General features: G+C 41.4%; 8 protein-coding genes and 1 pseudogene. 4 read left to right on the top strand and 5 right to left on the bottom strand.

Going from position 1 to position 16245, the window contains the following annotated elements; genetic code table 11:
• Positions 1-48: 48 nt before the first annotated feature.
• The gene (locus tag RMZ41_RS25125) at positions 49-2049 is read right to left on the bottom strand and encodes a calcium-binding protein (protein ID WP_322644706.1); all 2001 of its coding nucleotides are present in this window, start codon (positions 2047-2049) and stop codon (positions 49-51) included.
• A gap of 715 nt (positions 2050-2764) precedes the next feature.
• Here RMZ41_RS25125 and RMZ41_RS25120 point away from each other — a divergent pair.
• Positions 2765-2917 carry a hypothetical protein gene (locus RMZ41_RS25120; protein WP_322644707.1) on the top strand — a complete coding sequence of 51 codons (153 nt, stop codon included), beginning with the start codon at positions 2765-2767 and terminating at the stop codon, positions 2915-2917.
• Between the two features lie 158 nt (positions 2918-3075).
• On the opposite strand, the gene RMZ41_RS25115 is transcribed toward RMZ41_RS25120, so the two are convergent.
• Positions 3076-5430 (bottom strand): calcium-binding protein, encoded by a 2355-nt coding sequence (locus tag RMZ41_RS25115; protein WP_322644708.1) that lies wholly within the window; start codon positions 5428-5430, stop codon positions 3076-3078.
• 960 nt (positions 5431-6390) lie between these two features.
• Positions 6391-9060, bottom strand: a pseudogene (locus RMZ41_RS25110) (beta strand repeat-containing protein); the annotation flags it as partial.
• A gap of 915 nt (positions 9061-9975) precedes the next feature.
• Here RMZ41_RS25110 and RMZ41_RS25105 point away from each other — a divergent pair.
• From RMZ41_RS25105 to RMZ41_RS25095, 3 genes are all read left to right on the top strand, one after another.
• Entirely contained in the window at positions 9976-10434 is a 459-nt protein-coding gene (locus tag RMZ41_RS25105; RefSeq protein ID WP_322644710.1) for a M67 family metallopeptidase, read from the top strand.
• Positions 10435-10574: 140 nt separating this feature from the next.
• Positions 10575-11747 (top strand): molybdopterin-synthase adenylyltransferase MoeB, encoded by a 1173-nt coding sequence (gene moeB / locus RMZ41_RS25100; RefSeq protein ID WP_322644711.1) that lies wholly within the window; start codon positions 10575-10577, stop codon positions 11745-11747.
• Positions 11748-12044: 297 nt separating this feature from the next.
• Positions 12045-13253, top strand: coding sequence for an MFS transporter (locus RMZ41_RS25095; RefSeq protein ID WP_322644712.1), 1209 nt, complete (start codon positions 12045-12047; stop codon positions 13251-13253).
• 61 nt (positions 13254-13314) lie between these two features.
• Here RMZ41_RS25095 and ftsH4 read toward each other — a convergent pair whose 3' ends face one another.
• Together ftsH4 and RMZ41_RS25085 are read right to left on the bottom strand one after the other, a co-directional pair.
• The gene (gene ftsH4 / locus RMZ41_RS25090) at positions 13315-15180 is read right to left on the bottom strand and encodes an ATP-dependent zinc metalloprotease FtsH4 (RefSeq protein ID WP_322644713.1); all 1866 of its coding nucleotides are present in this window, start codon (positions 15178-15180) and stop codon (positions 13315-13317) included.
• Positions 15181-15275: 95 nt separating this feature from the next.
• A complete protein-coding gene (locus RMZ41_RS25085; protein ID WP_322644714.1) occupies positions 15276-15461 on the bottom strand; it encodes a DUF2949 domain-containing protein in 186 nt (61 codons plus the stop codon).
• Positions 15462-16245: the final 784 nt, after the last annotated feature.

Genomic DNA, 16245 nt, shown 5'->3' with positions numbered 1-16245 from the left:
CATGAATTGCCCCGACACTATGTAGTTTTGCCTAACTCTTAATTAAGATTAAACAACCACAAAATTGTTGTTAGTTAGTGACAATCCAATTGAGAGTTGGGCAAATTTTATCTGAGTAAAATCACCTGCGCTGCCATCTAGGTCAAAATACAGCCCACCTGTAGAATCATCATAAATGAATCGTTGATTGCTTGTCGTTGCAGATGTTCCGATGGTAAACTGACTTGTCTGAAGTGAACCTTTTGACAACCCGCCACCAAAACGAGCAGCATCTACATCTATCTGAATTAATTCATTAGTGGCGTTGAAATCATAAATAGTGTCAACACCCCCATTGTAATCATTGAAACCAAAGGTATCAATCCCATTTCCTCCAATTAGGCTATCATTACCACCATCTCCACCTGTAAGGGTATCATTGCCATTGGTGCCAACAATATTGTCATCAAAGTTTGTACCTGAGATATTTACTCGTTCAATATTTTTGTAGCTAACCCGATATGTGCCTGTCGTAATTTCTCCAATGTTAGTAGTGGTATTGAATGTCGTTGTTATACCGTCTGTAGCTAAGGAGTAATCTTCAAACAACAAATTTAACAAATCGTCAGGTAAGCTGTAATTGGCAAACAACAAATCGTCACCCTCACCCCCATCTACCGTTTGAGTCAATAAATTAGAGGGGGCAAGAGATGCAAATGTGGGGCTGAGATAGAAGGAATCATTGCCATCGCCCCCAGAGAGGAAGTTATTCCCTCCTGAATAATCAGCCCTCAAGGTATCGTCACCAGCCCCTCCATTGAGGGTGTTATTCCCCGATGAGGAGAAATAAGTAGCGCCTTCGGCGCTGTAATTAAAATAGGCAGAGACAGAGAGAGAATCATTGCCATCGCCCCCAGAGAGGAAGTTATTCCCTCCTGAATAATCAGCCCTCAAGGTATCGTCACCAGCGCCACCCTTGAGGGTATTATCGCCTGACGACTTAAAATTAGGACTTCTTCTATTATTAAAAGTGCCAGAGGTGGAGAGATAATCATTACCATCGCCCCCAGAGAGGAAGTGACTGCCGGATGGAGACTCAGCGTTCAAATAATCGTCACCAGCACCACCCTTGAGGGTATTATTGCTTGAGGAACTGAAAGAGATGAGACGGTCAGGGGCAAACGTGCTAAAAACGTCAGCAGTATAAAGAGTATCATTGCCATCGCCGCCAGAGAGGAAGTTATTCCCGGATGTTGCTCCAGCATCCAAGTAATCGTCACCATCGCCACCCTTGAGGGTATTATCCCCTGCTGAAAATTCAACATTCAAGTAATCGTTTCCAGTACCACCAACAAGTGAGTCATTACCTGTGAGGCTATCGTCTCCCACACCACCAACCAGGGTATCATTTCCTATACCACCAAGGAGAGTATCATTTCCCGCACCACCTCTGAGCAAATCGTTCCCACTCAAGCCATTAATGATGTCATTGCCCCCCTGAGCATTTATGACATCATCTGAGTTGTCAAAACCGCTAACGTTATTGTTCAGGTCGTTAAGGAAGGTGACTGTATTCTTATTGAATATGGTGCTTTGGGTCGAGTCGGCATTGAAGACATCAAAGCTATCTGTAGTGCTAGTTTGTCCATTAAACACGATATTGCCCAAGTCTACAGTGGCTCCTGTAGATTTGCTCAGGTTATCCAGGTTTTCCAAGGCAAAGTTTTGTAGGATAAATAAGTCTCCAAAAAACCTTGTTGTATAAGGATCGCCTTCAAAGTTGATTTCTAGATTGTTGCCATTCTGGGTTAATAGTAAGTTTTTAGCAGTAGCACCATTGCCCTGGAATTCTAAAGTGTCTACTTCGGCAATGACTTCTGCTGTCGGGTTTGTCCCTTTACCTACGCCACCAAAATCGGTGATGATATTATTTTTGTTATTGGGTGGGGAGTTGTAGTCGTAAACAAATTTATCGTTGCCGCTTCCACCAGTCAAGGTATCGTTGCCACCAGTATATCCATATATGTTTATAGTATCGTTACCGTTGGTTCCAATAATGATATCTGCCATAACTTTTACCTACCTAAATCAATTTTTTCAGTAACTTAAGTTCTTACAGTGTTCTTGTGTGGTTTAAAAACACAAAAATACATCAAAACTTGGCGTTTTCGATCTTCTTGAGGATATAGCAATATTTCTTGAAAATTCACCCAGAAAATAGGATTCTACGTAACAATTATCGAACTTAGAGCTTAGTAAAAAGGCAGTGAAAGCCTTGATTGTCCGTAAGTTCAATTCATGAATTGACCGTATATGTGTTGATGCATAAGTTCTATAACTATCTCTTGCTATTTAAGCCTTAAGCACTATACAAATTAATCAAGCTGTCAATTCCAGATAATTGTTCAGTAGAAATCAGTGAACAGTATCAAAAAATCAAGCTTGAATCCCTAAAAACCACTTTTTATATTTGGTTTTTTGCCAGTGCCTAAGCCCTACTAGCTTTAAAGTAGGAAACAGTTAACTTTTGAGCAGGAAAGATGTTTTTATACCTTGTTTGTGGGTTATTCTCCTTAAGTGTCGAGCTTGAATATATAGAACATCTCAATTGCCTCAAAATAACTACATACTCAATATCTTACTTAAATGTCTATACTTAAATAACCATCTTTGTATACTCTTCACATTATTTGCTGAGAAATGTATAAATAAATACTGAGCTTTATATATTCTTCATACTCTTCTAGTTTCTAAGTAACAAGAAAGCAGAAAACAGTAAAAAAGTTTGAAGGAGCGATGTAAAATAAATATTTACCTTTTTGAATGGGGCGATGATGGAGATGTTGCGATCGCTATATCAATCTTAGATGTCTTTACAGCGATCGCTTTAGATTATCAAAATCACAAACGCAGATATGAGGTAACTAAGTTAAGTTGATGAATCAACACCTCATTCCGCAACACCTCTTTTTCTTAAGATTCATTACATTAAGCAATCAAATATGAGATGCTATTTTTAGCATCTCATATTCTCTAGGTAAGTCAATTCATAAATTGCGCCGACACTATGTAGTTTTGCCTAACTCTTAATTAAGATTAAACAACCACAAAATTGTTGTTGGTTAGTGACAGTCCAGTTGAGAGTTGGGCAAATTTCACCTGAGTAAAATCACTTGCGCTGCCATCTTGGTCAAAATATAGCCCACCTGTAGAATCATCATAGATGAATCGTTGAGCGATCGTGGTTGCAGATGTTCCGATGGTAAACTGGCTTGTCTGAAGTGAACCTATTGACAACCCGCCACCAAAACGAGCAGCATATATCTGAATTAATTCATTAGTGGCGTTGAAATCATAAATAGTGTCAACATCCCCACTGTATCCATAGAAACCAAAGGTATCAGTGCCATTTCCTCCAATTAGGCTATCATTACCACCGCCTCCAGTAAGGGTATCATTGCCACTGTTCCCCACAATTAAGTCATTAAAGCGTGTACCTGAGATATTTAATCGCTCGATATTCTTGTAGCTAACCCGATTCGTGCCTGTCGTAATTTCTCCAATGTTAGTAGTGGTATTAAATGTGGCTGTAATACCCCCAGAAGTATTATAGTTGTAGCTGTTGTAACCAAAGGACAACACATCGTCACCCTCACCTCCATCTATGGTATCGTTGCCACTTGCGCCTGTAGAGAGTGTATCATTACCATTGCTGCCAACAATATTGTCATCAAAGTTTGTACCTGAGATATTTAATCGTTCGATATTTTTGTAGCTAACCCGATATGTGCTTGTCGTAATCTCTCCAATGTTAGTAGTGGTATTAAATGTGGTTGTAATACCGTCTGTAGCTAAGGAGTAATATTCATCAAACGAATCTAACTCGTCAGATAAGTTGTAATTGGCAAACAACAAATCGTCACCTTCACCCCCATCTACCGTTTGAGTCAATAAATTAGAGGGGGCAAGATATGCAAATGTGGGGCTGAGATAGAAGGAATCATTGCCATCGCCCCCAGACAGGAAGTTATTCCCTGTTGACTGTTTAGCGTTTAAGGTATCGTCACCAGCCCCTCCATTGAGGGTATTATTTCCCGATGAGGAGAAATAAGTAATGCCTTCGGCGGTGTTACTAAAATAGGCAGAGACGGAGAGAGAATCATTGCCATCGCCCCCAGAGAGGAAGTTATTGCCTGTTGAATAATCAGCCCTCAAGGTATCGTCACCAGCGCCTCCATACAGGGTATGATTGCCTGACGAGCTAAAATTAGAAATTCTTCTATAATAAAAAGAGCCAGAGGCGGAGAGAGAATCATTGCCATCGCCCCCAGAGAGAAAGTGAGTGCCAGATGGAGACTCAGCGTTCAAGGTATCGTCACCAGCACCACCATTGAGGGTGTTATTGCTTGAGGAACTGAAAGAGATGATCTCGTCGCCCCCGTACATGGTAAAAACGTCAGTAGCATAAAGAGAATCATTGCCATCGCCGCCAGAGAGGAAGTTATTCCCTGATGTTGCCCCAGCATCCAAGGTATCGTCACCATCGCCACCCTTGAGGGTATTATCCCCTGCTGAAAATTCAACATTCAAAAAATCATTTCCATTACCACCAACAAGATAGTCATTACCTGTGAGGGTATCGTCTCCCACACCACCAACCAGGGTATCATTTCCTATACCACCAACGAGAGTATCATTCCCCGCACCACCTCTGAGCAAATCGTTCCCACTCAAGCCATTAATGATGTCATTGCCCCCCTGAGCATTTATGACATCATTTGAGTTGTCAAAACCGCTAACGTTATTGTTCAGGTCGTTAAGGAAGGTGACTGTATTCTTATTGAATATGGTACTTTGGGTCGAGTCGGCATTGAAGACATCAAAGCTATCTGTAGCGCTAGTTTGACCCTCAAACACGATATTGCCCAAGTTTACAGTGGCTCCCGTAGATTTGCTAAGGTTATCAAGGTTGGACAGGGCAAAGTTTTGCAGGATAAGTGAGGGTGAACTATTATAAAACCTCGTAATAGGATCGTCTACAAAGCTGATTTCCAGATTGTTGCCATTCTGGGTCAGAAGCAAGTTTTCAGCAGTAGCACCATAGCCCTTTAATTCTAAGGTGTCCACTTCGGCAATGACTTCTGGTGTCGGGTTTGTCCCTTTACCTACGCCACCAAAATCGGTGATGATATTCTTTTTGTCGTCGAGGCTACCGTATAAGTAATCAAATTCGTAAACAAATTTATCGTTGCCGCTTCCACCAGTTAAGGTATCGTTGGCATCGCCGATAATAATATCGTTGCCGCTTCCACCAATTAAGATATCGTTGCCAGTTGAGATATATTTGGCACCGCCGATAATAGTATCGTTGCCTGCTAGACCGTTAATCGTATCCGCCTCGTAACTGCCAAATAGACTATCGTCACCATTGGTTCCAATGATATCTGCCATAACTTTTACCTACCTAAATCATTTTTTTCAGTAACTTCAGTTCTTACATTGCTGCTTGTGCATAAGGGCACAAACAACTCACTAAAACTTAGGGTTTTCGATACTCACTCTTGAGGAACAGTAATATTTATCGAAGATTCACCCAGAGCATGGGATTCTACGTGACAATTATCCAACTTAGAGACTAGCAAAAAGAGAGTTAAAGCCTTGATTGTCCGTAAGTTCAATTCATGAATTAACCCTATATGTCTTGATGCGTAAGTTCTATAAATATCTCCAACTATCTAAGCCTTAAGCACTATACAAATTAATCAAGCTGTGAATTCCAGATAATTGTTCAGTAGAAATCAGTGAACAATTATCAAAAAATCAAGCTTGAATGCCTCAATACGAATTTTTTTTATATTTGTTTTTTTTGCCAGTGCCTAAGTCCTACTAGTTTCAAAGTAGGGAACAGTTAACTTGAGGATGGGAAAGATATTTTTATACCTTGCTTGTGGGCTATTCTCCGTGGATGTCGAGCTTAAACATAGAGAACATCTTAAATCGCCTCAAAATAAGTACATAACTTAATATCTTACTTAGATGTCTATACTTGAATAATCGTCTTTACACACTCTTCACATTATTTGACGATAAATCTATGTACAAATACTGAGCTTTATCAATTCTTCATACTATTGTAGTTTCTAAGTAATAAGAAAGCATAAAACAGTAAAAAAGTTTGAAGAGTAATGCAAAATCAATATTTTCCTTTTGGAATGGGGCGATGATGGAGATTGAGCGATCGCTATATCAATCTTAAATATCTCTGCAATGATTCCTGTAGATTCTCAAAATTACAACGCAGACATGAACTAACTGAGGCAAAAAGTGTTGCTGAACGATCTCTTGATTCAGCAACACTTCTTTCTCTTAACATTACTCCTGAATTTATTTTTGGGAAATCCCTAATTTAGACTAAACAACCACAAAATTGTTGTTAGTTAGTGACAATCCAGTTGAGAGTTGGGCAAATTTTACCTGAGTAAAACCACCTGCGCTGCCATCGAGGTCAAAGTACAGTCCACCTGTAGAACTATCATAAATGAATCGTTGAGCGATCGCGGTTGCAGATGTTCCGATGGTAAACTGGCTTGTCTGAAGTGAACCTATTGATAACCCGCCACCAAAACCAGCAGAGGATACCCGAATCAGATCGTTAGTAGCCTTAAAATTATAAATACTATCAACGCCTTCAGTGTAACTACTGAAAGCAAAGGTATCAGTCCCATTCCCTCCTGTGAGGATGTCATTACCATTGCCACCATAAAGAGTGTTATTACCTAATGCGTTAGATGCAGAAAGAGTATCATTGCCATCACCCCCAGAGAGTAAGTTATTGCCTGTTGAATAATCAGCAACTAACTTATCTGCACCAGCACCACCGTTGAGGCTATTATTGCCTGACGTTCTGCGATAGATTCCTTCACCAGACCCACCGTAATCGCCATATTCGTCATACTCGTAGCCAGAAGCGGAAAGATAATCATTGCCATTATCTCCATTCAGCAAATTATCACCTGATGAATAGTCAACATTTAAGTTATCATCACCTTCACCACCGTTAAGGGTGTTATTTCCAGTAGTCTTATACAATGTTCCTCCGAAGCCATGACCGTAGCTAGAAGCGGAGAGATTGTCATTTCCATCGCCACCAGAGAGCAGATTAGCGCCTCGTGAATAGTTTACATTTAAGTAATCCTTGCCAGCACCACCATTGAGAGTGTTACTACCTGATGTGTTATCAAACCTGTAGCCCTCGAAGTTGGAGGCAAAGAGAGAATCATTACCAGCACCACCAGAGAGCAGATTATTGCCTGTTGAAATGTTAGCACTCAAGTAATCGTCACCAGTGCCACCGTTGAGAGTATTATTACCATCGGTAAGATTGATGGAGAGAGTATCATTGTTATCTCCACCATCCAGGAAGTTATTGCCTTTTGAAAAGAAAGCACTCAAGCTATCATTACCAGCGCCACCTTTGAGAGTGTTATTACCAGATACCACAGGGTCGTAGTAGCCACCGGAGACGGAGAGAGTATCATTGCCATAGCCACCATCCAGTAAGTTATCGCCTGGTGAATAGTCAGCATTCAAGCTATCGTTACCAGCGCCACCATTAAGAGTATTATTACCAAACACCGCATCGCTGCTGTAATAGTCACCAGAGACGGAGAGAGTATCATTTCCATCACCACCAGAGAGCAGGTTATTGCCTGGTGAAGAGTCAACATTCAAGTTATCGTTTCCAGTACCACCATCGAGGGAGTTATTTCCCGTATCACCAACAAGGGTATCATTTCCCGTACCACCAACGAGAGTATCATTCCCCGTACCACCATCCAGTAGGTTATTGCCTGTTGAACCGCTAGCACTCAAGTAATCATCACCAGCACCACCATTGAGGGTGTTCTTGCCAGATGAACGAGAGTCGTATGTGTTGGAGAGGTCGCGGATTTCGTAGGGGTTGCTGTAGGGAGTGTACTTGTAGTAGCCAGAGATGGAGAGAGTATCATTACCACCGCCACCAGAGAGCAGGTTATTGCCTTGTGAACCACTAGCGCTCAAGCTATCGTTACCAGCACCACCGTTGAGGGTGTTATTGCCAAAGGAGCGAGAGTCATTATTTGAGTAGCTATTTCCTTCGTAATAGCCAGAGATGGAGAGATTATCATTACCATCGTCCCCAGAGAGCAGATTATTGCCTGCTGAACCGCTAGCACTCAAGTTATCGTCACCAGCGCCACCATTGAGGGTGTTCTTGCCAGATGAGCCAAGGTAGCCGGCCTCTGGGTAGTTGACGTATCCACCGTAGCTAAAGACATCAAGATAATCATTGTCATCGCCTCCAGAAAGCAGATTATCCCCTGTTGAATTTTTAACACTCAAGCTATCGTTACCAGTACCACCGTTGAGAGTATTATTGCCCGCACCACCAATAAGAGTATCCTTCCCCGCACCACCTCTCAAAAGGTCGTCACCACTTTTGCCATCGATGTAGTCATTACCACCCTGACCATTGATGACATCATTTGAATCGTCTAAACCTGTAATGTTGTTGTCAAGGTCATTGAGGAAAGTTACCGTGTTTTTGATACCCAGACTAGTATCAGTGGAGTCGGCATTTAAGACATTAAAACTGTCAGTGATGCTAGTTTGTCCATCAAACAGGATATTGCCAATAGCTGGTCTTGTTCCAGAACCATTCAGGTTCTCCAAGTTTTCTAAGTTGAAGTTTTTTAGGATAATTTTGCTATCAGCCACCCCATCAAAGGTAATTTCCAGATTGTTACCATTCTGGGTAAGCAACAGATTTTTAGCATTGAAACCAGCACCCTGGAATTTGAGCGTATCCACTTCAGCAATGACTGCTGCTGTAGGGTTTGTTCCTTTACCTACGCCACCAAAATCAGTAATAGTATCAGTACCATCACCCAAGTTGTAAATAAATTTATCCTTGCCACCACCACCAGTCAGCGTGTCGTTACCCTTTTTAGCTGTAATGCTATCGTTGCCTGCTTTACCCTTAATTGTGTCAGCATCATTACTGCCCATTAAAGTATCATCACAGTTGGTTCCAATTATATTTGTCATAACTTTTGCACTTCCTTAATCAATGTTTTAGTAACTTTATTAAAGTTTTCAGCCCGGAGTTAGTACTGTTTTAGAACACAAGAACTCGCCGAGAGTTTACACTTTCGGCATATTTTTATGTCACCCTTGAGGGACAGTAATTTTTTTGAAAATCTACTCTGTCAAACAGCTTGCAAATAACATGCAGCTATCTGCATATCAAGCTGTCATTCACTATAAAAATTAATGAGTGTGTAGATAGACTGAAATAGGACATTTCAGGCTTTTTACAATCATCTTCAATTTAATAGCGTAGGTAGGCATCATTGAAAAAGCATCACAAAATCGAGCTTCAACGCCTGAAAACTACACCTCATACGTTTATTTTTTGTCAATGCGTAAATCCTAGTACCTTGAGAATAGGGAACAGTTAACTCTTGATAGAGAAGGTGATTCTCATACCCTTGTTGTGGGCTATTGCCTGTGGGTGTCTAGCTTAAAAATAGGGAACATTTAAATAACCTGATATTAACAAATACTGAATATTTACTTAGATGTCTATACTTTAAGAAGCATCTTTGCATACTCTTTACATTATCTGCCTAAATATATATATGCTAAGAAATTCTCTTAGTATATCCTTCACATTTTGAGAATTTATAATTAAGATTTTGCAGATACCAGCAGTTACAAGAAAGTTGGAGTGGAGGCTTTCAAAGCAATAAATTTCCAATATGTTTTTCTTTGTGAACGCTGTCATACCTGCGGTAAGCTACACCCTACGCATGATAAAATATCATCGCTGTGCAACACATACTATAAGTTACAAAAGTTACAAACGCATACATGAAGTAATTTAGCCAAGAAGACTTAATGCTTATTAAACGTTTGCTGCGATCGCTATGATGAAATAAAATCTCAAATGCAAAGATGATCCAACTTAGTCAAGAACACTTGCAAATTATCTGCACCCATGCTGAAAGCACCTATCCAGATGAGTGTTGCGGTATAATTCTGGGCTATCTGGCTAATGAGGGTAAAACTGTGGTAGAAGTCGTGCCAACAGAAAATGCCTGGAATACAGAAGCGGCGGCTGAGTTTTTAGGGGAACGCACAGCAGAAAGTAAAAGACGGCAATATGCGATCGCACCCGAAGTTATGCTAAAAATGCAAAAGGAAGCACGCGATCGCTCACTGAACATTATCGGTATTTTTCACTCCCATCCAGATCATCCTGCTATCCCTTCAGAATGCGATCGCTTATATGCTTGGCAAGGATACTCGTATATAATAGTTACCGTCCAAAACGGTAAAGCTGGAGAACTTCTAAGTTGGAGCCTTGACGATCGTCATCAGTTCCAAGCAGAGGCAATTAAAAATATAATTTAACGATTTACTTTAAAGACAGTCACTCGTAGCGGTTTTAGCCACCACCACGGATAAAAATTCACCTTCCCTACTAGACATCTCTAATATAAGATACAGTTTTTCGATAGGATAATATTCCGCTCTCCCAGATCATAACTGCTATGCTCAACCCTAATCTGGACGAAATCCAGTTGACCAAGGACGATTACGAACGCTACTCCCGACACCTGATTTTACCGGAAGTAGGGCTAGAAGGACAGAAGCGCCTAAAAGCCGCCAATGTACTATGTATCGGTACAGGTGGACTAGGTTCACCACTACTTTTATATCTAGCGGCGGCGGGTATTGGACGCATCGGAATTGTCGATTTTGATATTGTCGATACTTCCAATCTGCAACGCCAAGTCATCCACGGGACATCTTGGGTGGGTAAACCCAAGATTGAATCAGCAAAAACCCGCATTCACGAGATTAACCCCTATTGTCAGGTTGATTTATACGAAACTCGCCTGACTTCCGAAAACGCCCTAGAAATCCTGGAACCTTACGATATCGTCGTGGATGGTACTGATAACTTCCCCACCAGATATCTAGTTAACGACGCTTGCGTATTGCTGAATAAGCCCAATGTCTACGGTTCAATTTTACGCTTTGAAGGCCAAGCTACTGTATTTAACTACCAAGGCGGGCCGAATTATCGTGACCTTTTCCCAGAACCACCACCACCAGGAATGGTTCCCTCTTGTGCAGAAGGTGGTGTACTGGGGATTTTGCCAGGAATTATTGGTTTAATCCAAGCAACGGAAACTGTCAAAATCATTTTGGGACAAGGTAATACCCTAAGTGGACGATTGCTGCTATATAATGCCTTAGACATGAAATTTCGGGAATTGAAACTGCGTCCTAACCCGATTCGCCCAGTGATTGAAAAGCTGGTAGACTACGAAGAATTTTGCGGAATTCCCCAAGCTAAGGCAGAAGAGGCAAAACAGCAGATGGAAAGTCAAGAAATGACAGTTAAGGATTTGAAGGAATTGCTGGATAGTGGTGCAAAGGATTTTGTACTGCTGGATGTCCGCAACCCCCATGAGTATGATATTGCCAAGATTCCCGGTTCGGTGTTAGTGCCCTTACCAGACATTGAAAATGGAAATGGCGTTGCAAAGGTGAAGGAAATATTAAACGGCCACCGTTTAATTGCTCATTGTAAGATGGGCGGGCGATCGGCAAAAGCCTTAGCCATTCTCAAAGAAGCCGGGATTGTCGGGACGAATGTCAAAGGCGGAATTACCGCTTGGAGTCGAGAAATCGATCCTTCAGTTCCAGAGTATTAAAAAGAGAGGCAGAAGGCAGGAGGAATACTAGCCTCTGTTTTCTGCCTTGAGCAAAAGTTTGCGGTTTAAGTCGCCACTTCCCATCTCCTGATGACCTTTTTGGAATTAAAAGTTAAAAATTAAAAATTATTCTATTTTTAATTAATTAATTTTACTACAGAGCTAACAATGATAGATAGCGTAGTGTTAGCGAGGCTATGTACTCCTGCAAAGAAGCAAGCTAGGCACAGGATATCCTAGAAAGCGCCTTGAAATTTTTAATTAATAATTTTTAATTTTTAATTGGAGCAAAGCGACTTGACTACCTCAAAATCTCATTTCAATATTTTATGGGTGCAAGTTTGGGTGTTGGCAGGGGTGCAGGGAGCAATTACTCTCACTTGGTTAATTTATAATATATATCTGCCACAACTTTTGACTCAGTTTGGTTTTCCTGCTTCACTTGCAGTTGCCTTGGTGCTATTTGAAAATGCCTTGGGTGCGGTGCTGGAACCATTGATGGGTGGACTTTCAGACCAAGCTAGACGCTGGGTAGGAACTCGGTTTCCCTTTATCTCAGTAGGTATGATTCTGGCATCGGCTTTATTTATTGCCATACCATGCGTTGTGAGTTTGATTCCACCTACTACCGTAATGCGATCGCTCTTACCTATAGTATTGGTAGCCTGGGCATTAGCAATGACAATATTTCGTTCTCCAGCGATGTGTTTGTTGGGAATGTATTCTACACCAGCCCAGCTACCTTTAGCAGTAAGTGTTGTCACCTTAGCCGGTGGTGCGATTGGGGCTTTTAGACCGATAAGCCACAAGTTTATCCTGAGCTTAGGGCCAGTTTATACCTTTGCGATCGGTTCTTTTGTGATGCTGGGGGCGGCGGCTGTGTTGCGGTTAGTCAATCCTCCAGAAGCAGTAGTGGATAGTAGACACCAAATAGAAGTAGTAAAGTTGCCGTTACAAAAATTGGCGTTGATTTTAGTAACTGGTTTTGGTGTAGCGTGGGGTATCCGATTTCTCTTTGATGTCTTGGGTAAAGTACTCAAGACCCAACTGAATACTGATAATATTGATGTGTTTATGGTGTGGATCGGATTAGCGATCGCAATTGCCAGCATACCGGCTGGAATCTTCGCTGTCAAAATTGGTAATCCTCAAGCTATGCTTTGTGGGATCTGTGCGATCGTTCCCTCATTACTGATAATGATATCTGTGGGCGCACAAATTCCGATAATTCTATTAATCGTTGCTGGCTTTAGTTTAATTGTCAACGGGGCAATTCCCTTTGCTTTAGGATTAGTACCTCAACAGTGGGCGGGATTAGGAATTGGGACGTATTTTGGGGGATTCGCTTTAGCAATGAGTTTGTTTGGTATTATATTTACCCAACCGCAAACAATAACACCTTTTATCGGTGCAGTTGGGAGTGCATTGGCATTTTTGTTAGCTGGTGTATGCATTGTGATAAGTAGCATTTCTGAAACCCCAAAAACGCAGAAGTTTAACAAATAGGGACGCAGAGATTAATTCTGTGTCCCTATATACATAGAAGTCTGACTTCCCTAATTACGAATTACGAATTACCTACGGGTTTAACCTGACTCAAGAAACTGTGAAGTTTTTCGCCTTCAATGACTTCTGTTTCTAAGAGTTGAGTCGCTATCTCTTCTAGCAAGTCTCGATTCTGTCTGAGAATCTCTAGAGCTTGTTCGTGGGCTGTTTCCACGATTTCCTTGACTTCGCTATCAATGGCTTTAGATGTGTCTTCACTCACCGCCCGCCGAGGATTAGCCCCACCATTACCCAAAAACATCGATTGTTGTCCTTGTTGGTAAGCCAATGGCCCTAAAACTTTGCTCATACCATAAGATGTTACCATCCGTTCTGCCAAGTCAGTTGCTCGTTGTAAATCGTTGGAAGCACCTGTTGTAATACTGTTAAACACAATTTCTTCGGCAGAACGTCCACCTAATAGAGTTGCAATCTGACCCCGCAATTCATCTTCATTCATCAAAAAGCGGTCTTCAGTTGGTAATTGCAGAGTGTAGCCCAAAGCAGCCATCCCACGGGGAATAATCGAAATCTTTTCTACGCGACCGTTTCCTGTGGTTAGCGCCCCGACCATTGCGTGACCAACTTCATGGTAGGCAACAATCTTTTTCTCAGTCTCGTTCATCACGCGACTCTTCTTCTCTAAACCTGCGACTACCCGCTCAATTGCTTCGGCGAAGTCTTCTTGAGCAATACTTTCACGGAGATTGCGAGCTGCTAATAATGCGGCTTCGTTGACCAAGTTTGCCAAATCTGCACCAGCAAAACCAGGAGTACGAGTAGCGATCGCTCTTAAGTCTACATCATTTCCTAATTTTACCTTTTGAGCGTGAATTTTGAGAATTGCTTCCCGACCAGATAAATCAGGACGGTCTACCAAAACTTGGCGGTCAAAGCGACCTGGACGCAGCAATGCCGAGTCAAGGCTTTCGGGGCGGTTGGTAGCTGCTAGGACAATCACCGTTGCATCGCCAGCCGCAAACCCGTCCATCTCTGTTAGTAACTGGTTGAGGGTCTGTTCTCGCTCATCGTTACCACCATAGAAGCCGTTACTACTACGAGATTTACCAATTGCATCTAACTCATCAATGAATACAATACAAGGGGCTTGTTTTTTAGCCTGCTCAAACAAATCCCGCACTCTGGAAGAACCTACACCGACAAACAATTCTACAAATTCGGAACCAGAGATGCTAAAAAATGGAACACCTGCTTCTCCGGCTACAGCTTTCGCTAAAAGTGTCTTACCAGTACCAGGAGGGCCAACTAACAGCACACCTTTGGGAATCCTCGCACCAATTTGGGTAAAGCGTGCCGGGGTCTTGAGGAAATCTACAATTTCCACTAACTCAGTTTTCGCTTCTTCTACACCAGCCACATCTGCAAAGGTAATTTTAGCTGATTCGCCTTCAACGTAAACCTTAGCTTTGCTTTTACCAATGGAAAGCGCACCTTGGGGGCCACCACCGCCACCACGAGACACAAAGAACTGCCAAATCCCAATAAAAATCAGTGGTGGAATCACCCAACTTAAGAGGGTTGTAAACCAAGTATTTTTGGGTGGAGGAGTAGCAGCAAACTCAACTCCCTTTTCCTCGAGCAGTTTGGGTAACTCTAAATCAAAAATTGGTGTAGTTGCAAATACCGGGCCCGGCTGACCATTTTCTGTTTTTACTTCATAGAGAATCTGATTTTGACCAACAGAAACTCGGTTGACTTCTCCTTCTTGCACTTGATGAATAAACAAGCTGTAAGGAACACCAGTCGGGCCAGAAGCAAATAAACCAGGCAAAAATAAATTTAAAAGCAGGAATAGCCCTGATACTGCCAGTAATATATTAGCAACGATCCGAAACCGAGGTGATTTAGGTTGTTCTTTAATTGCCATAGATTTTATTACCAATCCTTAGAATGAAAACTATTGAGAATGTGACTTTATGGAAAAATTTAGATATTTCCAGTCTAAAGAGTTGAAGCCGCAGCTTATACTGTTTCCAACCAATCAAAAATTTGGGCTAACTGATCCAGTGTTATCAGTCCATATTGCCAAAGGGTCATAGCCAGGAAGTTGGGGGTCTGCTCACAATGGCGCAAAGCCAGAGAAATTGCTCCACGAGAAATACCCAAATCTTCTTCTAAAAAATGCACCAATTGATCTGTAGCTTTCATCGCAATGTTAAACAATGTTGTTAAATAAGTTGTATTTCTGAGAAACCTTGACTTGTGTGATGCAATATAGATATTGCATCGTCAAGTTATTAAATTTGTCTTGATCCTTAAGGATACTACCTATTTTCATAATTTTTCCTCTTTAGCAGTGTTGCAGCATTTTTTATTTATGTAACTAAACTTAACAATTAAATTAATCTTTGGGAACTAACAAGCAAATACGGTTTACCGTACTCAAAGACTTAACACCACTGGAAATGAGAAAATATTAATGCACAGAGCGTTGTTAAAAAAGATGCAGAGATTGTGAGACGCAAAGAAAAATTTCCGTGTCCTCTTCCATACCTCCGTGTTATATTCTTTTTTTAGCAATGATTTATATATCTATCTAGAGATATAAAGAGAGCGATCGCAAGTATCAAATTAGGTTAAAGTCAGTAGGAACGCAGCTACGCCTACGTAAAATCTAATTGCAAGTCTGGTATAAATTCTTGTATAGTTGCAAGCAAAACAAATGTTATACCAATAACTATCTGTTTTGCTTGAAAGTCTTTTTTTAGCAAGGATTATTATCGTTTTCTTTTGAGATTGATAGAAGATATAGGAATCCAGTTTGATTTGGAGAAAATATATGTAGGATGTGAGCGCGGAGAGTACGGCATCAAACCCATGATAATAGTGCGTTACGAACTCCGTTCTAACACACTCTACTGGACTGACACAGCTAAAATAGTGCAATAGATATGCCAAGGTGAGGACTCGAAAGTGGGAAGAGGTCGCCGAG

Source organism: Nostoc sp. DedVER02, from assembly GCF_034530675.2.
In the GTDB taxonomy this organism is placed as follows: Bacteria; Cyanobacteriota; Cyanobacteriia; order Cyanobacteriales; family Nostocaceae; genus Nostoc.
The sequence above is the reverse complement of the archived record's forward strand: the minus strand, read 5'-3'. Positions and strand labels throughout refer to the sequence as shown.